The following is a 26358-nucleotide window of genomic DNA, read 5'->3' on the forward strand; positions in this document are numbered from 1 at the left end:
CTTCTCCTACCTTTTTGGTTGTTGTTGCGTGATACAGTGGATATTTCCCCCACCGTAAACGATCTCAACTGTATTTACTCCAACGACTTCCTTATCGGGAAAAATCATTTCTAATTGTTCCAAAGCTAACGCATCATTTTTATCGCCGTATTGCGGAACGATCACACCATTATTTGTGATCAAAAAATTCATGTAAGAAGCGATACAAATGTCCCCATCTTCACGCGGCATCGTTCCTTCAACGTAATCGATTTTAAATTCCCCTTTGATCGTAACATTTTCTACTGGGCAGCAAATTTTATGGACTTTTAATTGCCGTCCTTTTGCATCCGTCATCTGGCTCAAACGTTTATACGCATCTTGAGCCGCTTCATAGAATGGACTAGCTTGATCTTCTGTATAAATACACGCCACTTCTCCTGGGCGGACAAAACATGCTACATCGTCCACATGCCCATTTGTTTCTTCAGGATCGATTCCATCGTCTAACCACAATACTTTTTCACAATTCAAATGCTCACATAATTTTTGTTCGATTTCTGCTTTAGACAGTTGAGGATTTCGACCTTCACTTAACAGACACATTTCGGTTGTCAATACCGTGCCTTCTCCATCTACGTGGAATGAGCCACCTTCTAAAACAAAATCGGCAGTCCGATAAGAATCGACTTGTTCAATTTCACAAATTTTTTGAGCAATCAAATCATCTTGATCCCATGGAAAATAAAGACCATCTACTAAACCGCCCCATGCATTGAAACCCCAATCATTTGCTCGCAGCTCTCCTTGATCATTGATGACAAAACTTGGCCCGCAGTCTCGGATCCAGGCATCATTATTGGACATTTCAAAAACAGTAATCGTTTCAGGTAGTTGACGTCGACAATTTTGGAATTGCTGCTGAGAAACGACTACGTTCATTGGAGTGAACTGACTGATTGCTTTTGCTACTTCAGTAAAGGCTGCTTGCGCTGGTTTTCCGCCATCGCGCCAATTATCGGGACGTTCCGGCCAGATCATCCAAACCTTTTCTTGTGGTTCATATTCTCCCGGCATTCTATACCCGTCTTGTTTCGGTGTTGTCTGTTCGATTCTCTTTGCCATGATAAAGAACTCCTTCTTTTTTAATATTTTTTACTTTAATGATCACTTCACCAAAAAGTGTGAAAACGACCGCTCCAATCGTAATCGGTAATTGCTGGCTCAGTGTTTCAGCATCAAATTGTAACGGTACTGCAGTAAAAATGAGTGAAATAATAATCATGATCATTGGCAATGCGACTAAGATTTTTAACACATTTTTGCTACCGCCAACTCTAAAAGGTCGTGGTGTTTCTGGATCGATTTGACGTAATTTGTAAAAAGCTGGAAAGACCGGAACATACGACATCAAGAACATCACTAAATTTAAAGAGAAGAATGCCCAGAATAAATCTTGATTCGGTAAAATCGGAGCAATAATCACAACGATCGAGGCAACTACGCCATTCATGATCGCAGCTCCGATCGGCATTTCATTTTTTTTGCTTCGTTTAGCAAATACTTTTGGCATATCTCCATTTTCAGCTGCATAACAAGCTGTATTGTTGACCCCTAGTGACCAAGAGATCATATTCCCAAATAGGGTCAGCAAGAATAAGAAAGCCATTGCGATGATAAACCAGCCGCCAGTTGAACCCGTCAACAATTTGAAGCTGTCCATCAATCCGCTCCCGGTACTGATTTGATCGGTTGGAATGGCCACACCAATCCCAAAAGCTGAAAAGATATAGATGGCAGCAATTACTAAGCCTCCCGCAATAATCGATTGCGGTATTTGTTTTTTAGGATTTTCCATGTCATCTGCAAAAGTACAAATAACCTCAAAGCCTAACAGGTTAAAAATAATAACTGAAATAAAAGATAAGCTATTTAAATCAAAACTTGGCAACATCGATTTAAGCGTAAACTCGTTTGCCACACCTTTTGTCAGTGCAGTATATACACCTAAGCCACCAATCAAAATGGCCAATAACATTTTGATCACTGCTGCACCATTAAGAATCCAAACACTATCACTGACTGGATAAAAACTAATCCAAACAATGACCCAAGTAAATGCTAATTCAATCAAAATAGCGGTAACTGTCGAAAACTCCACACCTGTGATCGTCGTCAGCAAACCTGGACACATGACTGCTAGTGATGCTAGCCATAATGGGTAATTGATCCAATAATACCAAGACACATGTGAACCCCAACGATGACCAAAAGCTTTGGTTACCCAATCATAAATGCCGCCATCACCAATATAAGTGGTACCTAATTCTGAAGAGATCAATCCATAAGGCAAAAGAAATGCAATCAATAAAAAGATCCACCAAAAAAATTGTGAATTTCCGATTGCTGCTACAGGAGCGGCTGCTTCAGCCACAAATACTACACAGATAACGGATAATATCGCACTCATCAAACTAAACTTTTTCTTATTTTCACCCATTGTTTTCTTCCTTTCCGGTAGAAACAGGGATTGAGAAACAGCCTCAATCCCCGAATGGAAATAATCAGCTCAAAAATGATTGCCTACAAATTATTTTCCTACCTGCCTCTGTCTTTAGAGTGCTCTTCCTAAAAAATCTTCTAACTCCGCTTTAGCATTGGCTTGTTTTTGTTCGTTGATTGGATTTTTTTCAGCATAATCATTCATTAAATAAACCAATAATCCTCGAATCGATGTTAAGCGGTTCTCTGCTTCATCAAAACAAATAGAATTTGGACCATCCATCACTTCGTCAGTCACTTCTTCCCCTCGTGTAGCAGGTAAACAGTGCATGAATTTAGCCTGTCCCCCAGCACGTTGCATCAATTCATCATTGACTTGATACTTAGGGTAGAACGTTTTCATTCGTTCTTCTTCCGATAATTCTGCTTCATAAAGACCGTACCAAACATCTGTATAGACAAAATCAGAGTGTTCGATTACATCGATTTGATCAGATACTACATATGAACCTCCAGATTCCTTGCAGATTTCATCTAATTTCGCCCGATGATCGTCATTCAATTGAAATCCTTCTGGACCAAATTGGACAAAATCCATGCCCATTTTTGTGGCTACTAACCCTAGAGAGAAACACACTTGTGTCGCATCACCAATAAAGGAAACTTTACAATCCTCTATTTTCTTTCCTTCCGGTAAGTGTTCAATCATCGTACATAAATCGCCTAATTCTTGCGTAGGGTGATTATAATCAGACATTCCATTGATTACTGGAATCGTCGCATGAGCTGCTAAGTCATTTACACTATGGTGTCTCTCAACACGTGCCATCAAAATATCTACTAAACGAGATAATACTTGACTCGTATCTTCAATCGTTTCATGTCCGCCCAATTGGATCTGACCAAGCGCTAAATATTCCGCATGTCCTCCTAGTTGAGTCATTGCTGTTTCAAATGAAACACGTGTCCGAGTGGATGACTGTTGGAAGATCATTCCTAAGGACTTATTTTTTAATAGTGGTGGATAAAAACCATTTTTGATAGCCACTTTAATTTTCAATGATAGATCAACGATGTATTTTATTTCCTCCTTTGTATAATTTTCAGTGGTGATAAAATCGCGTTTAGTCATATTGACGCCTCCTAAATAATTTGTTTTGCTTTACATCCTGACTTTAAACAAAAAACAGGAAGTTTACGATAAGCCAAAGGTTGTAAACGCTAACAAAAATATTTGGCTCCGGTTTTTTATTGGTTTATATTTGGATATAAACCTTTTATTTATCAAGGGTTTAAAAAAGTTTAGTTGAAAGTTTAGCGGATTTTGAACTTGAGCAAGGATAAAAGATGTTATACTTACTTCAAAAGCAGATGAACTAAAATAAGAATTGAGAGGAGTTTCGTAATGGTTGCTATTTTTTTATACAACATTCTTTTGATCGTTCTTTACTCTATCACATTGGCCTTTGCAATCAATGCTTATCTAAAAGAAAGAAAGAAAGTCTTTTTATTCATTAGTCTCTACCTCGCCTTTTTTACCTTTGATAACGTTATCATTTATATGACTGAATTCATCAACTACTTTGCTCACAGTTATGATCAAGCCTTTATGAGTGCTCCTGCAATCAAAACCATCATTTTTATGGGCAATGCCTTTCTAGCTATCTCAATTCTTGCAGAAATACGAAAAGAAAAACTAACTATCTTCCATTATGTCCTCTTGGTGTTCTTAGCCATTTGGATGATCTCGATTCCGATGCTTCCTAACTCAGCTATAAAAGTTTGGCTGTACTATCTACCAAATCAACTTTTCCTTTTATTTCTTGCTTTTTATTGTTGGCAAGGAACAAAGAAAAAACTCGCTCCCTATACTTCAGGGCTCTTAAAAAAATTAGCTGGAATTAATCTGCTCTTTTCACTTTTGATCATTCTTGAAGATAACTTTGTGATTTTTAATATTGACCAATATAGCTCTCTAACAACTAAAATATACAATCGCAGTATTTCAGAAGATATTTTTTCAATCGTTATCTGCATTGTATTACTTCAATTTTTCCTTAAAGAACGAAGCCCTCAAACGTCTACGATAAATGATCACTCTGTAATGATTCGTCAGTTTTGCCAAGATCATCAATTTACTCAAAGAGAATCAGAAATTTTCACGTTGCTCCTGCTTCATCATTCCAATCAAGAAATCGCAGATGAACTTTTTTTGTCTCTAGGTACCGTTAAGACTCATGTCCATAATATTTTTATCAAGTTAAACATTAAAAAGCGTACCCAAATCACGATATTGTTCGAAAGTTATCAGCAACATTACCATGAAAAGCTAGCCTAAAAAGGAGTGCTTCCACTTGGAAGCACTCCTTTACCGTTTAATCATCATCCTCAGATGAACTTGAAGAGCTACTTGAGCTCGAACTGCTAGAGGAACTTGAAGAACTTGAACTGCTTGAAGAACTTGAATCCTCTGACGAAGATGATTCTTTTTCTTTTTTGCTATCATCAAGCGATGCCTTTAATCGTTGATATGACTCATAGGTTTTTTGTTTCTCTGCTAAAGTCTTTTTTAATGCTGTTAGTTCTTTATTTCGTTCAGCCAATTCTTTGGCTTGACGTTCTTGGTATTCTTTTTCAGCAGTCGCCATTTCTGATTCACTTTGTTGGATTTCATTCGCAAAACTATCATTTTGATTGGTCAAATTATTTTTGACTGGATCTAACTTAGCTAATAGATTTTCTTTATAGTCACCATCTGGTAAAATCGCGATTGTTTTTACGCCTGCCAAATATTCAGATAAAGATACATCATCCTTGGTGACTAAACTGGTCACTTCTGAATCAGCTTTCGAATAATCAGCTGACTGAGTTGACGCGATACGTAGAATCATACTGATATCTTCGCCCCACGCTGTTCCTTTATTCGAACTTTTGCTCAATTGTGTTTTTAATTGATCGATTGAACTTTCATTAGGCTTTTTTAGAATGGGATGGGCGGAAAGATCCAATCCATTCAAGACTTCCGTCTCAAAAAGATCGTTCATATCTGTTTGGATCGTAAAATCTGCCTTTGCTTGCTCAATGTCTTTAATGGTTTCACTATTACTTTTTTGATTTTTTACATCTTGCATTAAGTCATCAAAATCACTGGCTGTAATATCCGCTTTAAAATAGCCCGTAGATTGATCCTCATATAAATTTGCTAAACGCTCATTTAAAACTTTCTGATTCTCATTTTCTGTAGTTGCTACTTTGTCCTGAAAAATACGGTAACTAGCAAGTCCTACCGCTCCAAAAACAATGATTCCCAGGATGACCCAACCGACTATTTTCTTACTCAAATCGGTTCCTCCTCATATAATTTGTCAATATTATAACATTTTAATTGATACAGACGATCTTTTATAGGATAATCTTCGATAACTCTTTCTATATTTTTGTTATTTTAAAATAATTGGAAAATTCTCACCTTTTTATCATATTGTATCAAATTTCCTTTACTGTTTTAAATTTTCTGATAAAATTTTACTAATCTTAAAAAAAGGACTGATTTTATTGGAAAGTCATGAGGAATTAGAAAGAGGATTAAAGAACCGTCATGTGCAACTAATATCGATTGGAGGAGCAATCGGAACCGGACTATTTCTTGGCTCTGGTAAAACCATCCAACTTACAGGTCCTTCGATTCTTTTATCATATGCCATTACTGGTGGTATTATCTTCTTGATCATGCGCGCTCTTGGTGAATTAATGTTATCAAACTTAAATTACCATTCATTTTTAGATTTTATTGCCGATTACCTTGGCAAAAAAGCGGCCTTCGTCACAGGTTGGACCTACTGGTTTTGTTGGATTGCGATTGCGATGGCCGATTTAACCGCTACTGGTATGTATGTTAGGTATTGGCTCCCAAATATTCCACAATGGTTACCTGAAATTATTGCTTTAGCAATTTTATTAGGACTCAATCTTGTTGCGGTAGGACTGTTTGGTGAAATGGAATTCTGGTTCGCATTAGTAAAAGTCATCGCGATCATTGCCTTGATTATCGTGGGGGCAGTCATGATCGTTATGCATTTTCAAACCAGTGCCGGACCTGTGCAAATAAGTAATTTATGGAGTCACGGCGGGTTCTTTCCTAAAGGAGCTCACGGTTTTGCCCTCTCCTTCCAAATGGCAACTTTTGCTTTTTGTGGTGTGGAATTAGTTGGGCTGATTGGTGGGGAAACTTCTGATCCAAAAACCGTTTTACCAAAAGCCATCGATAATATTCCGATTCGGATTATTTTATTTTATCTTGGTTCATTGTTTGTTATCATGTCGATCTACCCTTGGACGAGTTTATCCGCTGATCGCAGCCCCTTTGTTCAAGTTTTTTCAGAAATCGGAATCGTAGCAGCAGCTTCAATCGTCAATTTAGTGGTATTAAGCTCTGCGATGTCTGCATGTAATAGTGCGATTTACAGTACCAGCCGAATGGCTCGTTCATTAGCACAAGAAGGCAGTGCACCTAAAAGTTTTGCGAAATTGACCCGTCACCGTGTGCCAGGTAATGCCTTAGTATTCTCAACATTGGTCATTTTTATTGCTGTTCTTTTGAACTTTTTCGTTCCTAGTCAAATTTTTACATTGATTAGTTCGATCGCTACGATCTGTTTTATTTTTATTTGGGGAATGATCACATGGACTCACATGCGCTATCGTAAAACGAATCCCGAACTTGTTGCTAAAAGCTCATTTAAATTGCATCTTTATCCTTATGCAAACTATTTGATTTTTGCTTTTCTTGCCTTCGTCTTGTTCGTTTTAGCACTAGCGCCTGACACAAGAGAAGCATTGATCTTTTCTCCACTATGGTTCATCTTACTTTTAGTGATTTACCAGTTTAAATTCAAAAATAAAAAACCAGAATCAAATGAAGTTTTGACGAATTCTGACATTAAACATTAAAAGTCGTTATTTTTTAAATATTCTAAGTTAAATAAATAAATCACAAAAAAGCAACATTCCAAATAATTTGGAATGTTGCTTTTTAATTGATTTTCGCGATGAAACGCTCCATGCGTGTCATTGCTTCTTTTAATTCGTCTAACGAGTAAGCATAAGATAACCGAATAAATCCTTCGCCGCTGTCACCAAAGGCTGAACCTGGAACAACCGCCAAATTTTCTTCTTCTAACAATCTTAAGGCAAACGCTTCACTACTCAACCCAAAATGACTGACCTGTGGAAATAGATAAAAAGCTCCTTTGGCTTTATAACAGGGCAAACCCATTTTTTCTAAGCGATGATGTAGATAATTACGTCGTTCTTCATAGGACAGACGCATCTCTTCCACTGTTTCTTGCCAATTATTTTTCAATCCTGCTAACGCAGCATATTGACTAGCTGTTGGAGCAGCCATGATCGTGTATTGATGCAATTTTAATAATTGTTCCATAAATAATTCTGGTCCTGCAACAAAGCCTAAACGCCATCCTGTCATAGCAAAACCTTTTGAAAATCCGTTGATTACAATAGTTCGTTCTCGCATACCAGGTAATTCTGCAATACTGACAAACGGTTCATCATAGACCAATTCGGCGTAGATTTCATCTGTTAGCACTAATAGATCATATTTTTTTACGACATCAGCAATTTTAATCAACGCTTCTCGATCCATCGTTCCACCTGTTGGATTATTAGGATAAGATAAAATCAAAATTTTACTTTTATCCGTTATGACCCGCTCCAGCTTTTCAGCTGTCAGTTGGAATTGATCCTCAGCCAATACATCAACGGTGACTGGTGTGCCACCAACAATTTTAGTGATTGGCTGATAACAAACAAAACTAGGCTGAGGAATAATCACCTCATCCCCTTTTTCAACAAAAATTCGTAAAGCCATATCGATGGCTTCGCTGCCGCCGACTGTCACAATGATCTCAGATGCTGGATCGTATTTTACTTTATTGCGAAACTGCAAATATTCACTGATTTTCTCTCTTAATTCCATTAGACCAGCATTTGCGGTGTAAAAAGTACGCCCTTCTTGAAGTGAACGCACGCCTTCTTGGACCATATGTGAAGGGGTATCAAAATCAGGCTCCCCGACACCTAACGAAATCGCGTCTGGTCGTTCTGAGACGATATCAAAAAATTTGCGAATTCCTGATGGTTGAATCTCACGTATATTACGGTTTAAAAAATCTCTCATGGGCTCACCTGGATTCGGTGATCTGTCGTATCTTGAGAAAGATCGATGCCCCATTCTTTGTATTTATCTAATAAGAAATGTGTCCGCGTCCCTGAGACATCAGGAATCGAAGCCAAATTAACAGAGATAAATTTCGAAATTTCTTTAATGTTACGTCCTTGAAGCTGCAAAATAAAATCAAAACCGCCACTGATAAAATAGAGTGATTTTACTTCTGGAAATTTACGTACTTGATCAGCTAATTCACGATAGCCTTCTTCCCCTCTAGGAATAGTGCGCACTTCTACGATTGCTTCGATCAAATCATCTTCGACTTTATCCCAGTCGATCAGCGCTCGATAACCGCAGATGACTTTTTCTTGTTCCAATCGTTTGATTTCATTGGCTACAATGATCGTTTCTTCACCTAGCATGATGGCATATTCTTCAATGCTTAACCGGCAATCCGTTTCAATCAGCTTTAAAAGCTGTTTTTGCTTTTTTTTCTCCATCGAACTATTCCCTTCATGTTCACTATTTAAATAACTTTCTAATTTATCATTTATTATTCCTAAAAAAAAAGAAACTGTCAAATTTTTTTGAAATAAATTACGCTTAAAAAATTTCTATTTTAAGAATTCAAAATAAAATTCCGTGATTTTTATAACACAAGCAAGCCGTTTCATAGTACAATAAGTAAGATAAGTATCAAGAAAAAGTAGAGGGACTGGAGGTTTTTGGATGGAACGAGTCATAGAAATATTTGTTGAAAAACAACGTCAGCGTTTAGCTGATGGAAAAATTAGACAGGAAGAATATGAAGCCTTTTTAGACGGGATCAATGATGCCCTTTCATTTTTGAGTTTGCATTATGTGAATAGCTCTGAAACAGTTGAGAAAACAGATCGCAAACCAGCGAGTTTCAATGAAATCGAAGAGAAATATAAAAAATTCCGCGAGGTGGCCATGTATAAAAATAGTTTTTTACGTGTTTCCGATATCATTAAATATTCCGGCCAAACGACTGACTTGCTACAAAAAATCACCCATTCTGTTCGAGAGGAATTATAAAAAAGAAGCGACTAATCGCTTCTTTTTTATATTGCGTTTAGCCTTTTAATAATAACTCATTATAAAAGGCTTGACCGATTTCTTTTAATTCACTTTTGTTAAATGATTTTGCGATCCATGTAGGCATCGGTACTTCTACGGTTCCATAGATTTCGATCATCACTTGAATGAACGAGGACGTATTCAATTGATCAATCGCTTTTCGCAACCGTTTAGCTGGTTCAAGTAAACGGCTTTCAATATGCTGTGTCCGATAAATTTTATAGATTTTTCGGCCCTCTTCGGCCGCTAAAGAAAACAAGGGCTGCTCTTCTGCAATGGCTTGCAGTGTTTCTTGTTTGTAGCGATCGTAACGTTGCTGCCATTCTAACAGTTCACGATAGACCGTTTCGATTTTTTGTTCGCGTACCGTCGCCAGGGCACTATAAAAATCGATCGGTAATTTTTCGACTCGTCGCTCACGTTTGATCCATGTGGCTAATGTCGATTGTGGGATACCTGCTACTTTTCCAAATTGTTCCACTGTAATTCCTAAATCACGTCGAATATACATTTTAATCGGGTGTTCAATCATTGTTAAAGACATTTCTCCACCTAGCTCTCCTGCGATATTTATACTTCATTATATCCATCTATTAGCAAAAGACCAAGTATAAAGAGCATTTCTCTGCTTATACTTGGTCTTTTTTATTTTTTATTTTGTTGATTCATTCGTCGTTCAGTCATAGCCTTTTGCATTTCTAACCGTTGTTTTTGCTTCTCCAAACGAGCGATGTCGCGCTCTGCACGATGTTTGTCTGAATCTTGCAATTCGAGCAAATGTTTTTTACGCTCATTGATTTCTTGACCAATGTTTCCTTCCCATTCAGCCATCACTTGTTTCCAACGATCTGGATCTTGGTCATTCCCTTGTTTCATTGAATCTCTCAATAAAGAAGAATAACGTCGAACCGAATTTCCCCATAGTTGATCGCGGTCTTGGAAGTAATCTGCTTGTTGCTCTTCATCTAACGTAGCGACCAAATTATCTTCTTCCCGATCAACGATGTTCTGTAAGAAAGCTAAGATCGGTAAAATCAAATAAATCACTAATGCTGGTTTGACAAAGAAATTCCCGAAAACTAACAAAAGAATCCGAAAACTGATCGCAACTAAATCTTGTCGATTCAATTCATGAAAACGCTGATTCCGTTGTTCGTTGTCCGTTAACGCTTGACCAGTTAAAGCAACAATCAAACGACGCATGACAAATGTGACGATCAAAGTTAATACACCATAAATCAATAAAGTTTGTTTAGTGGTATCTTCAATCAATAATCTAGTTGCTGAAGGAACCAATGACAAGAAAAATAGGAGTAGTAGATAAATAACTAAGTCTTTATTTTTAACTTGCTCGATTTTATTAAAAGCATAGCCCGTTTGAAACCAAAGATTTGCCACAAAACAAAAACTAATGAAATAAATACCAACTGCTCGGAACAAAGAATTCATGTCAACCATCCCATTGGCTGCAGTTTGAATCGGTAATTCTAAAACAATGATTGTGAGGATAATCGCGATAATGGCATCGCCAAATACTACAACACGTTCTTTCATTTTTTCGTCTCCTTCCTAACATCATATACTATACCAGAAAAAAAGAATAATGATAAGGAGCCCTTATTAGATTTCGATTCCACTTAGATCTTTCTTTTTATTAGAAAAGCGTGTTAAAAGAATAACTGATCCAATCACCAAAAGAAATCCGAAAGTTTGGGTAATCCCAAACCGGCTATGAAATAGGAGCACACTCAATATCGTTGCCAAAACAGGTTCTACCACCGTCAAAATCCCTGCCAACGAAGCCTCAATGAAACGTAAGCTTGATAATTGGAATAAAAACGGCAAGGCGGTCCCAAAGATAATGATACTAGCAATCAAAAGCATCGATAATCCATCAACATGAAAATCGATTTGCCAAAAGGGCTGGATGAGCTGGAATAAGATCCCGCCAATCAACATCCCTAATCCACAGATTCGGATCTCGCCATATTTTACCAATAATTTTCGTGGTTGAACGGTATAAAAAGCTAGCGTGACCGCTGAAGCCATCCCCATCGAAAAACCCATTGGAGAAATATTTAATGTCTGTATATTTCCTTCAGCCATGATAAAAAAGACCCCCACAAAAGTCATCAGCATCAAAAAAATTTCAATCAAATTGATTCGTTTTTCTTTATTCAAAACTAAATAAATGAAAATAAAAATAGGGCCGGTAAATTGTAAAATCGTCGCAATTGCCGCTCCACTATATTGGATGGCTTTAAAATACGTATACTGAACACCTAACATTCCTATCAATGAAAAAAGCAGTAGACTGATTCCATCTTTTAAATGAATGGTTTGCTTCTTTGATGAACGCTGAAAAAAACTGAAAACAATCAATACTATTCCCGCCATCAATAAACGCACACTAGCTAGCCATTCTGGACTTACAAAATATTGTTCAAATAAAATTTGGCTCATAATCCCTGATAAAGCCCATAAGGCTCCCGCCGAACAAGCCAATAATACACCCTTTATTTTCATTTAAAACTCCCTTTCGATATTTTTCTTATTATAACATTCTCGATTTAATGTGCTAGGCTTTTTCAAAAAATTCTGACAACTTAGACCAATTAAAAACCTGCCACATTTTTATGTGGCAGGTTGATTTCTATTCTTTATTAATTGGCAATTCTAATCTTGATTCGGCTAAATCCAACGTATATTCAATTGCTTGATTGCCTCTGACCGTCATTCCAAAATCAGTTCCATAAACTGCCAGTCCAATTTGATGGCCTGCGGGAAGATGATACAGCGTTGGCTGCAGCACGACTTCGATTTCGACAAATTCATCGGCTTTTAAATCATCGACTTTCCATGGATTGCTGCGATTTTGGAGATTGATGTGTCCACGGCTAATTAATTTATACTCATCTGCGGTGCCCAATTTAAATTCAGCTAAGTTATCTTCCCGCCATTTTCTCCCTAGCGGCAAGCCATGTAATGCTAAGACATCCGGTACCGTTTTTAACCTTTTAGCTTTACCAAAATCGATCAGTTCAAAGCTCAACATTCCTAAATCAGCCGTAGAAGCTACTTTTACTTTGACAGTTGGTCGGCCATTCAAAAATACTTCCGCAGGTAATTTTTCCGTTTTAGCTAAATAACGATGCCCCTCCATTGCTCCAGATTCTTTTAATTCTTTTTCCCAAAGCGCAATGTCTTTCGTATATTTTTCATATTGCTCAACTGGCAATTGATCATTGAATGTCACGCTACCAGAACTTCTTTCTGCATCCAATTGCGCCTTGCCGAAATAATAGGTTTGTTTCTGCTCAGATCCCCAATTTTCTAATGTAGACCAGCTCGTTGTTTCCGTATTTTTTTGATAAAGAATGTCTGGTAAAATGTCTTTAGCACCGTTTTCTAATCCGTAAAGTTTATGACTCAACCATAGATTCATCATATCTTGGAAATCTAGCGACGGCATATTGTTGATATAAATATGCTGTCCTTGATGAAGGATTATTTTTTTGGCGACCGGAACTTCTTGCAATGCATCCCATAAATCAGCGACTTGGCGTGGTTTGACATTCCAATCGTTCAATCCATGAACCATTATGACATCGCACTTGATATCTTTGATAGTCGGTAAATAATTTCGTTCATCCCAAAAAGTATTATAATTACCGGTTTGACGGTCTTGTAATTTCGCCATTTTATCTAGATAATCTAAAAAGAACTCTTTGCTGTGTAAATAATCACCCGCATTTCGCATTTTGCTGAAGGTTTCAATGGCTAGTACATCGGCATCCTCTCCCGGGAATCCTCCCGGAGCGATCACCAAACCATTATCACGATAATATTGATACCAATCAGAAATAGCTGCTTCAGAGATGATTGTCTCTAGTCCAGCGACTTGACGTGTTGCACAAGCGGTTGCTAGCGTGCCTAAATAAGATTTACCAGTCATCGCTACTTTACCGTTGCTCCACCAAGCGGTGATCTCAATATTATCTGTTCGATTGGTAAACGCACGACGATTACCTGCCAACCATTCAATATACGCCACCATTGCCGTTGTTTGTTCTGTTGAACCACAGGTTTGGATACCATCTGAATCTCGCGTGCCGATTCCAGCACCATAAACGACGGCAAATCCACGCGCTAAAAAGAAATCATTCAAACTATAATTACTTTCTCGACTAAATGTTTCCGTTGCGTGCGTAGCTTGACCTTTAACCTCACGCTCAGCAGGAAGTTCTACTGCTTGTGGCTGGTATTTGATTTCTTCATAGGTTGTATTATTAGGTTCTTTTCTTTCTAAAGGGACATTCACATCATACGTTCGTTCCTCACCGGCAGGACCATTGACACCTTGACTATAAGGACTAGCTGTAAATAATGTTGGTACCTGTAATTCCTCTTCTGTTTCAATCGGCCGCAAGATCTCTAGTTTTAATAAATCACGCTTGCCATCTTGATCCGTATCCAAAGGTGCTTCTACATAGACAACTTCTCGGATCAAACGACTAGTATCAAAAACAGCTTGCGCTTTTCCGTTAAAGAAGAGCGGCTTTTCGATTACTTTATTATCATAATATCCCTCAGAAGCCAGCTTATCTAAATAATTCAAGCCGTTTTTTGTATGGGACGTTAATAATAAATACCAAGCTTCAATAATCGTATCCGTCTGCGTAAAATCCCCTGCAAATAAAGGAACTCCGAGTTTCTTTGCGTCCGCTAAAACTTTTTCTGGCACAAAATCGATTGTGGGTTCAAATTCCAACAGCTGTAACGCCATCGTATAAAAAATTTCATTCGTTAAAGGTGCGGTTGTTTGATAAAAGGCTGCCGCATCCATTGTTTCGGAAACCAAAAAATTGCCTAACTTATTAATAAAACTACTTTGATCACGAACGTTTAAAAAACTTTTTTGTAAGAAGTCAAACCAAAGTGTTTTACTATCATAAAAATCTTTGTCAGCTAAAAAACCAATTTGATTAAGTTCTTGCTTTGCTTCGTTTAAAGCTACTCGTTTGATACCATATTGATTGATTTTCATCTCTTCACTCCTTTATTTAAAACTAGCTTATTTTTACCTATTCTATAAATCAAGTATAACAAACAAGACGTTTAAATTCGCTTAAAAAAAGAAATCGTTTCCGATGAACGCATAAAATAAAAAGACCTTCCAGCAAAATTTGCTAGAAGGTCTTTTGTTTATACTAGTTCGATGTATTTCTCATTCTTCTCTAAATGATTTAGATAAATCAATAAACGATCGTACAATTGATTATTGGCTTCCTCAATGGCTGCACCAAGGTTTTCACCAATTTCTCTCACTGTTCGTTGGCCATCGATTTGTTGGAGAATGAAACTACCATATTTATCAAGTTCCATTTCAGAAGTTTCTGGGATCTTATAATGAATCTTACGTAAGAATCTTTGGACCCAAGCATTTTGTTCAGTGATCACAAATACAATGCCATCACGAACTTCATAATGCAAATCTTCTTTTTGACGATAAACTCGGTCTAATAATCGATCTGTTTCAGGATTCACAGCATTAGGCTGTTGATTAGTCATTGTGTTTCACTTTCTTCACGCTTAACAACGGAACGATGATCGCCACAACTAAAATCGCAAGTAGTAAGAAGGCTGCACCATTAGATCCTAAGAATCCAGTTGGTGTTCCTGGAGTTACTACACCAGTGATTTGTAAAATGATTCCGATCAAACCGATGATTGATCCACCAGCGATTAAACCAGATGATAAGCTGACACCTAAAGTAACACGTTCTTCAGCAACTTCTTCTGTTTCTTTTTTGTTTAGTTCATCGATCAAACGACGGATCAACGCACCAACTAAAATGATTGAAGTTGTTGAGATTGGTAAGTAGAAACCAATTGCAAATGTCATGATCGGCACTTTCATGAAGTGTAACACGATACCCATTGCAATACCTGCAATAACCATGTGCCACGGAAGTGAACCAGTCATAATACCTGAAGTTAATGTTGCCATTAAGTTCGCTTGTGGTAAACCGAATGGAGGGTTAGAACCAGTGATCGCTAATTGTGGAGCTAAGATAACCATCATACCTGTAACGATAACCACACCTACGATGTTAGAAATCATGAAGTAACGACGGCCTTCTGAGAAGTTTCCGCCCATTACGAAAGTAACTTTTTGTGATTGAGAGTAACCACCAGCTACAGAGATTGCTAATACGATAAATGTACCAAATAATAGTAATTGTTGTGTGTTTTCAGTTGTTGTCCAACCCATCATAACAAATACTAATGTTAAGATAACCATTGAAGCAATCGTCATACCAGATACTGGTAAGTTTGAAGTTCCGATCGTACCAGTCAAACGACCAGCAACGATAACGAATAAGAAACTCAAGATGATTGAGATGATGCCGCCAACTAATGCCATTGCTACGCTACCTGTAATAACAAATCCCATTACGATACCTATAACAGCACCAATGATTAATGGCAACATTCCGCCGCCTTCTTGTTCAGAACCGTCTTTGCGACCTTTTAATGTTGCAGAGATTGATGAAATGATTGTTGGGATCAATTTGATCGCACCGATCAATCCACCAGAGATCATCATACCAGCTCCGATGTATTTAACATAAGAACCAGAGATCACTGCAAAATCAGAAGCATTCAATAATTGAGAAGCATTATCCCAAACATGTGCGCCTCCATCAGCCATTCCCATGAAGTAGCCTAATAAAGGAGCAATCGCGAAGTTAGCTAAGATCGCACCAGCAAACATCAAAACAGAAACATCCATACCAACGATAAAACCGATACCTGCTAATAATGGGTTTACTTCTGTTTCAAATTTCCATTTGTAGAAACTTTCATTGACATAGCTGATCACGTTGTTCATTACACCGAAAACAGAACCAGTCAATGCAGTTAAGATACCACCGATACCAAAACCGATACCCATATATTTCAATGAGTCGCCGCCAGTATCAGAAGCAACTAGTGTTTCTGAAATAGCCATTGCTTCAGGATAAACTAATTTTCCGTGTTCACTGACTAACATGTAATCTTGAACAAGTGAGAATACACCAACACCAAGTAATACAGCACCGATACCAAGACCGACACCTTGGATGAAATTCACTTTACCACCAACTAAGATAACCGCTGGTAATACGAAAATCATACCTGACGCAACTGATTCCCCACCACTAGACATTAATTGTAATAAGTTCTTACCTAAAATTGTTTTTGGTTTTACAAACAAAGCAACCAAACCTGAACCAATAATTGCACCTGGGATACCTGCTGCTACAGTCAAACCAGCTTTCATACCTGAGTATGCAGTTGATGCAGCGAATAATGCTGCAAGTAAAATACCTAAAATCATGATAATTGGTGAACCAGATTTTTTAGGCTTTTCGGCAACGTACGGGACATAGTCCTTTCCGTCAATTCCGCCAAAAGCGTCTTTCGAGAGTTTTTTCATTATTGAAATTCCTTCCTTACTATCTTTTCCCCTAATGAGACGAGGAATCCCGTAAAGACAGGGTTCCGAATCCTCTCATTACCGACTATTATTTAACTAAGCGATAAATTGCGTCAGCATAGATAGCTGTTGCTTTGAACAAGCTATCAATAGGCATAAATTCATTTGGTTGATGCATTACGTTTTCTTCACCTGGGAACATCGCACCATATGCAACACCACGTTCTAGGATTCGACCGTAAGTTCCACCACCGATTGATTCTTCGTGGCCTTCAAGACCTGTATGTTCTTCGTACACATCCAATAATGTTTTCACTAATGGATCAGTCGCTGGAACATAGTGAGGAGTTTTCACGTCACCGATGATCGCGATTGAAACACCTGCATCTTTAAGAACTTCTTCCATATTAGCTAAAATATCATCTTTAGTGATACCTTCTGGATGACGGACATTTAAGGTAACTTTCTTGTCGCCTTCAGCAATATAATCAAACAAGTTTGCTGATGAAGTTGTTTCACCCATTACATCGTGTTTTGTGTAAGCATTCAATTTCTTACCGTTGTAATCTAAGTGCATGTATTCAGCAACTGTTTGGATATAGTTTGCGCCATTTCCATCCAATTTGTAATCTACTAAGAATGTAGCTAAGAATGTAGCAGAGTTCACGCCAAATTTTGGTTCTTGTGCATGAGCAGCTTTACCAATAGTTGTCAAAGTTACTTCGCCATTTGATTCGGCAAATTCACCTTTAACATCTGTCTTTTCAACAAAAGCTTCAAAAGCAGCTTTTAAATCAGCAACTTTTGCTTCAGCGTTTACTTTAAGTACAGCTGTCGCGTCACCAGGGACCATATTCGTACGTAACCCTGACTTGAAGCTTACTAAATCAAAGTCACCTGACTCAGCGTTGTCTCTATTTGCAAATGTTACTTCGTAAGATAAGATTCCTTTTTCACCATTGATGATTGGGAATTGTGCATCTGGAGAAAAACCAACTTTTGGCATTTCTTCAACTTCCATATAACGGTGGATTCCTACCCATTCGCTTTCTTCGTCAGTACCGAAGATAAAGCGGATTTTCTTAGAAATCGGTAATTCTAAATCTTTGATGATGCGCATTGCATAGTAAGCAGCGATTGAAGGTCCTTTGTCATCGGCAGAACCACGTGCAAATAATTTTCCGTCCTTGATTACTGGTTCAAATGGACCTGTATCCCAGTTATCATCCACAGGAACTACGTCCACGTGTCCTAATAATCCAAACATTTCTTCGCCGTCACCATATTCGATGTGTCCAGCAACGTTTTCGATATTCTTAGTAACAAACCCATCACGTTCGCCAAATTCTAATACTTTACGTAATGCGGCAGCCGGTCCAGGTCCTAGAGGTTCTTCTTTAGTTCCATGCTCAATATCGCGAATACTATTGATACGGATCAAATCACCTAAGTCTTTTAATAAGTCGTCTTTACGTGCGTCTACTTCTTTTTGCCAATCGATTGTCATTATTTAATCCCTGCTTTCTCTTTTTTTAAACAAGCTATATAACTTGTTAGTTTCATTAGAAAGTACATGTCTAAAATGTGATACTCAGATTCTGACAGCTTAGAATAACTCATTAATTCAACTGAACAACAATTTGTGAGAAAAATTTATTGTGTCAGACAATTCATAAAAAATCATTTTCTGAATAATGAAAATGTTATTCTATCATTCCTAATTCTGCAGTGTGTTTCACCTCCCAAGTTAGCATTATACCGTATTTTATCTAATAAGTCATTGTGAAAAATCTATCATTTTAAAAAAAATGAACAGTTTTTTATCAGAAATAAGGTTTTTTCATAAAAATTTATTCTATTTTAGCTGAATAATTATTGAGTTCGACATTCATGACATGACTGATTTAACGCCTGATAAAAGTATATCTAAGTATGTATACGTTTACAACTTACAATTTATTCATTTAATTGCGGTCTTTCTCATTTTAATGCCATATGTGATTAATCTCTTTTTTTCATATTTTTTGTACAATAGTAAAAAAAGAGTGTCTATATCAAGACACTCTCTTTCTGATTTACTATTTTAATCTAACCAAAAATTAATTTTTGTTTTTTTATAGGCTAGCAACTTTCGCTTGTGCTAAGGTCATTTTAGCTTGCGGAATTCTAAATGGCGAACATGAAATATAATCGATCGCTAAGTTTTTCAAAAAAGCAATTGATTTCGAATGTGCTGCCGCTTCCCCGCAGATCCCGATTTTTAATTGGGGATTCACTTGCCGTCCACGTTCAATTGCTAGTTTCATCAATGCTCCTACTCCCGCTTCATCTAATACTTGGAATGGATCATCTTTTAGAATCGCAGCATCTAAGTATTAATTGATGATCCGCGGAGAATCATCCCGTGATAAACCTAGCGTCATTTGCGTTAAATCATTGGTACCAAAACTAAAGAAATCAGCATACTTGGCGATCTCGTCCGCAACAAAACAGGCCCTAGGCATCTCGATCATTGTCCCGATTTGATAATTCAGTGGCTGTTCCTTATTAGTTAAACTCTCGACGATAGCCGCTTCAATTGCTTTACGCACATGTGCAAATTCTCGCGCATCGATCGTAAAAGGAATCATGATCTCTGGCTGGATCATATAGCCGGTTTCATCCATGACTTCGTGAGCTGCTTCAACGATCGCCTCAGCTTGCATTTGATAGATTTCTGGATAAGCTACACCTAAACGTAATCCACGAAATCCCAACATAGGATTTACTTCAGCTAAATTTTCGGTTTTTCGTTTGACTTCGTTGAATGTTTTTCCTAATTCCGTTGCGACTTCTCGACATTCATCACTAGTCTTAGGTAAAAATTCATGTAATGGCGGATCCAACAAACGAATCGTTGTCGGTTTTCCCAGCGATGCTTGATAAATAAATTTGAAATCTTGTTTTTGAACAATTTTTAGTTCCTTCAACACATCTAATCGTTCTGCTAAGTTATCCGCCAAAATCAAACGTCGAAATTGCAATAAACGATTTTTTTCAAAAAACATATGCTCTGTTCGTGCTAAACCAATTCCTACAGCTCCTAAAGTTAATCCCATCTCAATGTCTTTTGGCGTTTCAGCATTGGCTCTTACTTGGATCTTAGAATACCGATCCCAAATGGCTTGCAATTCATCTAATGCCACCGTCTGGGCGACTTCTTCCATGGGTATTTCACCAAAATAAATTTTTCCACTCGAGCCGTCGACCGAAAGAATCGTCCCCTCTTCAATCGCTTCCTCGCCAACTGTGGCGCGACTTTCTTCCAATACAGACAAACGTTCACATCCTACAACGGAGCAGATTCCCATCCCACGTGCTACTACAGCCGCATGAGAAGTCATCCCACCACGGCTGGTGATGACTGCTTCACTAACGGCAATTCCTTCGATATCTTCAGGGGAAGTTTCCTCACGTACCAAGATCACTCGTTCACCTCGGGCTTTTGCCTCTGTAGCTGCTTCGGCGGAAAAATAAGCCGCTCCTGTAGCAGCACCGGGGCTAGCTGCCAATCCCGATAAAAAGGCTACTCGTTTTTGTAATGCCTGCTCTTCAAAATTTGGGTGGAGGGCAGCAGCCAAATCTTTTGCTTCGATCCGTTGAATCAATTCTTTTTCATTAATGATTTGTTCTTTGTATAAGTCTAGTAAAATCGCTAATGCCGCTTTTGATGTCCGTTTGCCGTTTCTTGTTTGTAAAATAAACAATTGTTCACGCTCAATCGTAAATTCAACATCTTGCATATCTTGATAATGATGCTCCAACTGCTCACAAATAGTTGTCAATTGCTGGAATTGTTCCGGCAACTCTTCAGCCAACACTTGGATTGGTTTAGGTGTACGAATGCCTGCAACGACATCTTCACCTTGAGCATTGATCAAATATTCGCCGAATAATCCGCGATCACCAAGTGAAGGATTCCGCGAAAAGACCACTCCAGTTCCAGAAGTCTCACCAAAATTGCCAAAAACCATTTCCTGAATATTAACAGCTGTCCCTAGATCATCACTAATTTCATGCAATCGGCGGTATGTTTTAGCGCGTGAATTGTTCCAGCTACTAAAAACAGCTTCGATTGCTAAATACAACTGCTCAATTGGATCTTGAGGAAAATCACGCTTCAATTTTTTTTGGTAAAGCATTTTGTATTCGCTTACAATTCGTTGCCAATGCTTTGCAGTCAATTCATGATCATAAACGAGTCCATTCGCTTGTTTTAAAGCCGTAATATATTTTTCAAAATCAGCTGTCTCCATACCCATCACAACATTCCCAAACATTTGTAAAAGTCGACGATAACAATCATAGGCAAAACGCGGATTTTGGCTATTTATAGCTAAAGCTTCAACAGTCTGATCATTCAGACCTAAATTCAAAACCGTATCCATCATACCTGGCATCGAAAATTTTGAACCACTACGAACAGATACAAGCAATGGATTCTGAGAGTCATTAAAAGATTTGCCAGTTTGATGTGCCAATTTTTTTATGGCTGTCATTACTTGCTTTTTCATTTCATCAGTTAAACGATTGCCGTGGTTTAAATAGTAGAGGCATGCTTCAGTTGTCACAGTAAAACCAGTTGGAACAGGCAAACCTAATTTAGTCATTTCTGCTAAATTTGCCCCTTTCCCTCCTAACAAATCTTTTTGCTCTTTTGATCCTTCTGAAAATAAATAAACCCATTGATTCATGCCATTCTCCTTTTAAATAGTTTATTTGTTCTAAAGACAGCATAATACGAGTCTTATTAATTGTCAATAAGATGATTATATATTTTATTAAACCACTTATAAAATGCATATATCTTATTATCATCTGGTAAACAAAAAAATTCGACTAAGTTTTTCTTAGTCGAATCTTTTTAAACTAATTTCATTAAAATCAAGATTAACGTAATCAACGCTGGCAGTGCTTGAATCAAATAGATTGATTTGGTTACTGTCTTGCCGCCATATAATCCGACGATCACAACGAATACATTCAACAACAGCAAGACACTGAAGCGGGTGGTCCCTTGAAATATAAAAACACTCGCTATCATTACCAAACCCAAACTGCCATTATAGATTCCCATATTTTTTAATGCGATCTGTGCATTTGGCAATTTTACAAATTCCAATGACATCCCAAATGTTTGCGCCTGTTTTTCATTCGACGCAAACATTTCTAACCCCATGATAATTACGTGTAAGATCCCAATAATCGTTGAAAGAACCAAAATAATACTTCCCATACAAACGTCCCCTTTATTTTACTTCCTTCACTATAACGATTTTGAGGCATTTTTCCCATTAATAGGACTTGTTTTTAACATTCTTCAATGACAAAACCATGTTTTGCCAACTGATAGGTTGATGATTCATGGTAATTTTGTCCAAATAAACGACGACCTTTAATTGCTGTTTCAAAAACCTCGCCTTCATTGAACAATGCAACAATTGTTTTTTCTTTATATGTTCTGGTCAAGGAAACAGTTTTTTTATCGTCATCATAGTGCCAAGTAGTTGATCCATAACTAAAGACTTCTGAGAATTGCTTTCTAAGTGCGATCAGCTGTTTCATAAAAGTATGCAGCTCTTGATTTTGGTCTTCTCCCCATAACATGCAGCGGCGGCAATCCGGATCTGCTCCTCCCTTCATTCCAACCTCTGTCCCATAGTAAATACACGGTGTTCCTTTTTGAATAAACATGAAAGTCAAGACGGCTTTCATCAATGCTTGATTGCCTTGACACAAAGTTAAGATTCTTGGTGTATCATGGGAATCCAAAAGGTTGAACGTCACTTCGTTAGTTTGATCGCGGTAAAGCAGTTGTTGACGGTTCATACCAAAAATCATTTGCGAAAGTGAAATCGACTGCTCGACAAAAAAAGCTTTGATTGCATCTGTAAATGCATAATTCATTACTGCATGGAACTCGTCTCCTTGAAGCCAGTTTTGTGAAGTGTGCCAAATTTCACCGAGAATATATAAGTCTGGCTTTTGTTCCAATACAGCTTGATGAAATTCTTTCCAGAAATGGTGATCGACTTCATTAGCCACATCTAAACGCCACCCATCAATATCAAATTCACGAATCCAATAAGTAGCAATCTCTAATAAATATTTTTGAACGTCAGGATTAGCTGTATTGAGTTTTGGCATATTCGGATTAAAATTAAATGCATCGTACGTCAAATTCTTGGCATTTTCTGAATTTGGGATCGCCGTATAGCGTGGCGGGAACGATTCGATATGGAACCAATCCGCATAAGCAGATTCTTTTCCATGTAGAATAACGTCTTGCCATTGGTGAGAACTTGCACCCAAATGATTGAAAACAGCATCCAGCATAATGCGAATCCCACGTTCATGCGCTTTTTCAACCAATTCACGAAACAATTGCTTATCACCAAAGTGTGGATCAATTTCATAGTAATCGACTGTATCATATTTATGATTGGAAGGAGAAGTAAAAATCGGACATAAATACAACCCATTGATTCCTAAGTCTTCTAGATAGTCTAGTTGATTGATTACCCCTTGTAGATCACCACCATAAAAACTTTCTCTGGTCGGCTTTTCACTACCCCAAGCAATTGTATCCTCAGGATCATTCGATGGATCACCATTACAAAACCGTTCTGGAAAAATTTGATACCAGACCGTTTTAGCTACCCATGAAGGAACCTTAAAACGATCGATTTCATGAAAATACGGCATTCTAAAGTAAAGATTATCACGTGCTATTCGTTGTTCATCAAAAGCAAAAATCCCTTGGTCCGTATAGAAAATATGCGTGCCTGAAAAGTCAGTAATCAAAAAAGCATACGCCAGACGATGATGCTGCGCGGTCACTTCGATTTCCCAGTAATCATGGGTATCCGTCGTATAGGCTTTTTGCATTACTTGCGGATGTTGATACCATTTTTCTTCGGCAAATAAATAGAAATCACCACTTAACAGCTCTACTTTTTTTATCTCATCGCGGGCTGTTTGCAATCGGATGCGCATCGAATCCTGTGTGTAAAGAAAAGCAAATTCACTTTCGGGACGATGATAAATTCCAGCATAATTCATCTCACCACCTCCGTTTCTAATTTTATTGTATCAATTCCATAATTATAGCTCCACTAATACAGATTATTAGGCTTTTAACTCATATTTTTAGTGAAAATATGCTACTATAATAATAGAAGAAAAAATTTTCTTCACCTCGTTTATCGAGGATCACTCCAGGGCGTAGCATGTTTGGGGAAGCGGCTACGTCCATATTTTTTTGACAAAGCCTACGACTTCTGTTTTAATAAATCTAACATAGAACGAAACGAGGGATCATGCCATTGAAAAACTAAGCGAAGATTGGAAGACGCAAACTAATCAGAGATTGACCATGTCAATGGATTGGTGTGCAGATTTTCAGGATTGGCTTAGGATTTCAAAGGTAGGTCTCTTTTTTGTACGCTTTTTTCACATCGATTGATCACCCTCCTCGCCTCTTCCTGAAAATCATAAGTAGCTGTTTAAAAAAGCAGATTATTTATAGAATGGAGGAAGACCTATATGACAACGATCCAAATTAAAAATTTAACTTTCGGCTTTGATAAACAAGTCGATTATTTATTCAATCATACAAACCTAACCATCGATAGCTCTTGGAAATTAGGTTTAGTTGGCCGCAACGGTCGCGGGAAAACAACTTTTTTAAATTTATTACTAAACAATTATCCTTATCAAGGAGAAATTATTTTTCCGCTCCAAACAATTTATTTTCCATCAGCCATAAAAGAACCCGCACAAATCACCTACTACTCCCTATTAGAAATCATGGATTTTGAACAATGGGAATTAGAACGCGAAATGACTTTGCTTCAACTAGATCCACAATTATTGTGGCGCTCTTTTCAATCACTTTCTGGCGGTGAGCAAACAAAAATCTTATTAGCCTTGCTTTTCACTCAAACGGGCTATTTTCCTTTAATCGATGAACCAACAAATCATTTAGATATTTTAGGTCGGAAACATGTGGCAAATTATTTAAAGCATAAAGAGGGATACATCGTCGTCAGCCATGATCGGCATTTTTTAAACGAAATTACCGATCATACTTTAGCGATTGAAAAAAGTCAGCTGATACTTTATCAAGGGAATTTTGCTACGTACGAGGAGCAAAAAAAATTACGTGATGAATTTGAGCTGGCACAAAATAAAAAAATCAAAAAAGAAGTCGGACGATTGAAACAAACTGCGGCGGAAAAAGCTGAATGGTCGTATTCTAGGGAAACTGATAAATACGGCAAACCTTCTGAAAAAGGCAGCGGAAAAATCTTTGATACGGGAGCGATTGGGGCTCATGCTGCTCGAACCATGAAACGTTCAAAAACGATCGTTCACCGAATGGATGAGCAAATCATAGAAAAAGAAGGTTTATTAAAAGATTTAGAAGATGTTGATCAGTTAACGATGAATTACCAGCCTAGTCGACACACACAACTTTTAACAATCGAAAATCTACAACTTTCTTATGATGGACAAATAAATTTATTTGCTCCCTTATCTTTTTCAGTAGCTCGCGGGACTATTACTGGATTGATTGGTCCAAATGGTAGTGGAAAATCTAGTATTTTGCATCATATCTTAGGCGATTTTACCGGTACTAGTCACGGCAAAGTTACTTCTCCAGCTGTCCGTATCAGTTATGTTCGGCAAAATTACGAAGACAATCAAGGGTCGCTAAAAGATTTCTCTGAAGCAAATCATTTGGATTATTCGATGTTCTTAAATAATTTACGTAAGCTTGGAATGGAGCGGAACGTCTTCCAAAATCGCATCGAAGAAATGAGTATGGGACAACGGAAGAAAGTAGAATTAGCAAAATCACTTGCTCAAGAAGCTGAATTATATATTTGGGATGAACCTTTAAATTATCTGGATGTGTTTAATCAAAAACAATTAGAAGTGCTATTAAAAGAGTTTCAACCAACACTCTTGATCGTGGAACATGACGCAGTATTTTTAAATGCTATCAACGCTCAACAAATTGAATTAAAAAAAGAAACATAATAAGAGACTGTACATTTGTACA

At 37.6% G+C, this 26358-nt stretch carries 19 protein-coding genes and 1 pseudogene; 4 read left to right on the forward strand and 16 right to left on the reverse strand.

From position 1 onward, the window contains the following. Positions 1 to 6: 6 nt before the first annotated feature. The 3 genes from aguA to ptcA all read right to left on the reverse strand — a co-directional run bounded on the left by aguA (position 7) and on the right by ptcA (position 3613). Entirely contained in the window at positions 7 to 1104 is a 1098-nt protein-coding gene (gene aguA, locus ACQKTA_RS12985; protein WP_427814698.1) for an agmatine deiminase, read from the reverse strand. Further along, positions 1058 to 2479 carry an APC family permease gene (locus tag ACQKTA_RS12990; RefSeq protein ID WP_427814699.1) on the reverse strand — a complete coding sequence of 474 codons (1422 nt, stop codon included), beginning with the start codon at positions 2477 to 2479 and terminating at the stop codon, positions 1058 to 1060. The genes aguA and ACQKTA_RS12990 overlap by 47 nt, the downstream gene beginning before the upstream one ends. Positions 2480 to 2593: 114 nt before the next feature. Beyond that, positions 2594 to 3613, reverse strand: a complete 1020-nt coding sequence (gene ptcA / locus ACQKTA_RS12995; RefSeq protein WP_427814700.1) for a putrescine carbamoyltransferase — start codon at positions 3611 to 3613, stop codon at positions 2594 to 2596. Between the two features lie 273 nt (positions 3614 to 3886). On the opposite strand from ptcA, the gene ACQKTA_RS13000 reads away from it, so the two are divergent. Beyond that, entirely contained in the window at positions 3887 to 4819 is a 933-nt protein-coding gene (locus ACQKTA_RS13000; protein WP_427814701.1) for a response regulator transcription factor, read from the forward strand. Positions 4820 to 4856: 37 nt separating this feature from the next. Here the strand turns inward: ACQKTA_RS13000 and ACQKTA_RS13005 are convergent, their stop codons facing one another. Next, on the reverse strand, positions 4857 to 5822 hold the full coding sequence (locus tag ACQKTA_RS13005; RefSeq protein WP_427814702.1) for a hypothetical protein: 966 nt from the start codon (positions 5820 to 5822) through the stop codon (positions 4857 to 4859). Between the two features lie 214 nt (positions 5823 to 6036). On the opposite strand from ACQKTA_RS13005, the gene ACQKTA_RS13010 reads away from it, so the two are divergent. Beyond that, complete coding sequence (locus tag ACQKTA_RS13010) at positions 6037 to 7431, forward strand: amino acid permease (RefSeq protein ID WP_427814703.1); 1395 nt, start codon at positions 6037 to 6039, stop codon at positions 7429 to 7431. A gap of 82 nt (positions 7432 to 7513) precedes the next feature. Here ACQKTA_RS13010 and ACQKTA_RS13015 read toward each other — a convergent pair whose 3' ends face one another. Both ACQKTA_RS13015 and ACQKTA_RS13020 read right to left on the reverse strand, forming a co-directional pair. Then, on the reverse strand, positions 7514 to 8677 hold the full coding sequence (locus tag ACQKTA_RS13015) for an aminotransferase class I/II-fold pyridoxal phosphate-dependent enzyme (RefSeq protein ID WP_332581273.1): 1164 nt from the start codon (positions 8675 to 8677) through the stop codon (positions 7514 to 7516). Then, positions 8674 to 9249: an Lrp/AsnC family transcriptional regulator gene (locus tag ACQKTA_RS13020; RefSeq protein WP_427814704.1), complete on the reverse strand. Its 576-nt coding sequence runs from the start codon at positions 9247 to 9249 to the stop codon at positions 8674 to 8676. Before ACQKTA_RS13020 ends, ACQKTA_RS13015 begins: the two co-directional genes overlap by 4 nt. Before the next feature lie 148 nt (positions 9250 to 9397). Here ACQKTA_RS13020 and ACQKTA_RS13025 point away from each other — a divergent pair, with 148 nt between their 5' ends. After that, the gene (locus ACQKTA_RS13025; protein ID WP_427814705.1) at positions 9398 to 9727 is read left to right on the forward strand and encodes a hypothetical protein; all 330 of its coding nucleotides are present in this window, start codon (positions 9398 to 9400) and stop codon (positions 9725 to 9727) included. A 37-nt stretch (positions 9728 to 9764) separates the two neighbouring features. On the opposite strand, the gene ACQKTA_RS13030 is transcribed toward ACQKTA_RS13025, so the two are convergent. The 10 genes and pseudogenes from ACQKTA_RS13030 to ACQKTA_RS13075 form a co-directional block, all read right to left on the reverse strand. Beyond that, positions 9765 to 10313 (reverse strand): hypothetical protein, encoded by a 549-nt coding sequence (locus ACQKTA_RS13030; protein ID WP_332581276.1) that lies wholly within the window; start codon positions 10311 to 10313, stop codon positions 9765 to 9767. 101 nt (positions 10314 to 10414) lie between these two features. Next, positions 10415 to 11323, reverse strand: a complete 909-nt coding sequence (locus tag ACQKTA_RS13035; RefSeq protein ID WP_427814706.1) for a TMEM175 family protein — start codon at positions 11321 to 11323, stop codon at positions 10415 to 10417. A 66-nt stretch (positions 11324 to 11389) separates the two neighbouring features. Continuing rightward, positions 11390 to 12295 (reverse strand): DMT family transporter, encoded by a 906-nt coding sequence (locus ACQKTA_RS13040; RefSeq protein WP_427814707.1) that lies wholly within the window; start codon positions 12293 to 12295, stop codon positions 11390 to 11392. Between the two features lie 127 nt (positions 12296 to 12422). Beyond that, a complete protein-coding gene (locus tag ACQKTA_RS13045) occupies positions 12423 to 14816 on the reverse strand; it encodes a Xaa-Pro dipeptidyl-peptidase (protein ID WP_427814708.1) in 2394 nt (797 codons plus the stop codon). Positions 14817 to 14974: 158 nt separating this feature from the next. Continuing rightward, the gene (locus tag ACQKTA_RS13050; RefSeq protein WP_332581280.1) at positions 14975 to 15340 is read right to left on the reverse strand and encodes a PqqD family protein; all 366 of its coding nucleotides are present in this window, start codon (positions 15338 to 15340) and stop codon (positions 14975 to 14977) included. Continuing rightward, the gene (locus tag ACQKTA_RS13055; RefSeq protein WP_427814709.1) at positions 15333 to 17252 is read right to left on the reverse strand and encodes an OPT/YSL family transporter; all 1920 of its coding nucleotides are present in this window, start codon (positions 17250 to 17252) and stop codon (positions 15333 to 15335) included. Before ACQKTA_RS13055 ends, ACQKTA_RS13050 begins: the two co-directional genes overlap by 8 nt. 88 nt (positions 17253 to 17340) lie before the next feature. Beyond that, a complete protein-coding gene (pepV, locus tag ACQKTA_RS13060; protein ID WP_427814710.1) occupies positions 17341 to 18759 on the reverse strand; it encodes a dipeptidase PepV in 1419 nt (472 codons plus the stop codon). A 607-nt stretch (positions 18760 to 19366) separates the two neighbouring features. Beyond that, positions 19367 to 21985: pseudogene (gene ppdK / locus ACQKTA_RS13065) on the reverse strand (pyruvate, phosphate dikinase). 170 nt (positions 21986 to 22155) lie between these two features. After that, positions 22156 to 22527: a DUF1304 domain-containing protein gene (locus ACQKTA_RS13070; protein ID WP_427814711.1), complete on the reverse strand. Its 372-nt coding sequence runs from the start codon at positions 22525 to 22527 to the stop codon at positions 22156 to 22158. A gap of 74 nt (positions 22528 to 22601) precedes the next feature. Continuing rightward, on the reverse strand, positions 22602 to 24353 hold the full coding sequence (locus ACQKTA_RS13075; RefSeq protein WP_427814712.1) for a glycoside hydrolase family 13 protein: 1752 nt from the start codon (positions 24351 to 24353) through the stop codon (positions 22602 to 22604). Positions 24354 to 24836: 483 nt separating this feature from the next. On the opposite strand from ACQKTA_RS13075, the gene abc-f reads away from it, so the two are divergent. Further along, positions 24837 to 26336 (forward strand): ribosomal protection-like ABC-F family protein, encoded by a 1500-nt coding sequence (abc-f, locus tag ACQKTA_RS13080; RefSeq protein ID WP_427814713.1) that lies wholly within the window; start codon positions 24837 to 24839, stop codon positions 26334 to 26336. Positions 26337 to 26358: the final 22 nt, after the last annotated feature.

Source organism: Enterococcus sp. 22-H-5-01 (assembly GCF_050310005.1).
Lineage (GTDB): Bacteria > Bacillota > Bacilli > Lactobacillales > Enterococcaceae > Enterococcus_A > Enterococcus_A hailinensis.

Bases quoted from the DNA above. Each gene is read 5' to 3' on its own strand.
- aguA (WP_427814698.1), bottom strand. From the start codon at position 1,104: ATGGCAAAGAGAATCGAACAGACAACACCGAAACAAGACGGGTATAGA.
- ACQKTA_RS12990 (WP_427814699.1), bottom strand. From the start codon at position 2,479: ATGGGTGAAAATAAGAAAAAGTTTAGTTTGATGAGTGCGATATTATCC.
- ptcA (WP_427814700.1), bottom strand. From the start codon at position 3,613: ATGACTAAACGCGATTTTATCACCACTGAAAATTATACAAAGGAGGAA.
- ACQKTA_RS13000 (WP_427814701.1), top strand. From the start codon at position 3,887: ATGGTTGCTATTTTTTTATACAACATTCTTTTGATCGTTCTTTACTCT.
- ACQKTA_RS13015 (WP_332581273.1), bottom strand. From the start codon at position 8,677: ATGAGAGATTTTTTAAACCGTAATATACGTGAGATTCAACCATCAGGA.
- ACQKTA_RS13025 (WP_427814705.1), top strand. From the start codon at position 9,398: ATGGAACGAGTCATAGAAATATTTGTTGAAAAACAACGTCAGCGTTTA.
- ACQKTA_RS13030 (WP_332581276.1), bottom strand. From the start codon at position 10,313: ATGTCTTTAACAATGATTGAACACCCGATTAAAATGTATATTCGACGT.
- ACQKTA_RS13035 (WP_427814706.1), bottom strand. From the start codon at position 11,323: ATGAAAGAACGTGTTGTAGTATTTGGCGATGCCATTATCGCGATTATC.
- ACQKTA_RS13040 (WP_427814707.1), bottom strand. From the start codon at position 12,295: ATGAAAATAAAGGGTGTATTATTGGCTTGTTCGGCGGGAGCCTTATGG.
- ACQKTA_RS13045 (WP_427814708.1), bottom strand. From the start codon at position 14,816: ATGAAAATCAATCAATATGGTATCAAACGAGTAGCTTTAAACGAAGCA.
- ACQKTA_RS13050 (WP_332581280.1), bottom strand. From the start codon at position 15,340: ATGACTAATCAACAGCCTAATGCTGTGAATCCTGAAACAGATCGATTA.
- ACQKTA_RS13055 (WP_427814709.1), bottom strand. From the start codon at position 17,252: ATGAAAAAACTCTCGAAAGACGCTTTTGGCGGAATTGACGGAAAGGAC.
- pepV (WP_427814710.1), bottom strand. From the start codon at position 18,759: ATGACAATCGATTGGCAAAAAGAAGTAGACGCACGTAAAGACGACTTA.
- ACQKTA_RS13070 (WP_427814711.1), bottom strand. From the start codon at position 22,527: ATGGGAAGTATTATTTTGGTTCTTTCAACGATTATTGGGATCTTACAC.
- ACQKTA_RS13075 (WP_427814712.1), bottom strand. From the start codon at position 24,353: ATGAATTATGCTGGAATTTATCATCGTCCCGAAAGTGAATTTGCTTTT.
- abc-f (WP_427814713.1), top strand. From the start codon at position 24,837: ATGACAACGATCCAAATTAAAAATTTAACTTTCGGCTTTGATAAACAA.